Origin of the sequence: Streptomyces sp. DH37, assembly GCF_029813835.1 — a bacterium.
GTDB lineage: Bacteria > Actinomycetota > Actinomycetes > Streptomycetales > Streptomycetaceae > Streptomyces.
Genome location: NZ_JARVKV010000252.1, coordinates 1 through 382, shown reverse-complemented (window position 1 = coordinate 382; position 382 = coordinate 1). Strand labels below are relative to the sequence as shown.

Here is a 382-nt window from a genome sequence, read left to right as displayed (position 1 = left end):
ATCTTCATCGCCTCCACCACCAGCAGGCTCTGCCCCGCGGCGACCTCCTCGCCGTCGGCCGCCTTGACGACGGTGACCGTGCCGGGCATCGGCGCGGTCAGCGCGTCGGCGCCGTGCGCCCCCGCGCCGCCCCGCAGGGCCGCCTCGACCGGGTCGGGGTCGGCCAGGTGCCAGCTCTGCCCGTCCCGGCCGAGCCAGCGGCTGCCGCCGGAGCGCGCGTGGGTGAAGGAGTGGGTCACCCCGTCCCAGGTCAGCAGGGCCCGGCCGGCTCCCTCGGGGCCGTCGAGGCGCAGCGAGGCCCTCACCGGCCCGGCGTCCCCGACGCGGACCTCGGCGCCGCCGGCCCGCCCGCGCCCCCGCACGGCCACCGGCTCGTGGCCCG

General features: G+C 80.6%; 1 protein-coding gene. It reads right to left on the bottom strand.

What is annotated here, in order from left to right; translation table 11 throughout:
• A partial coding sequence (locus tag QC029_RS30900; RefSeq protein WP_336621628.1) for a biotin/lipoyl-containing protein occupies positions 1 to 382 on the bottom strand: 382 nt, incomplete at both ends.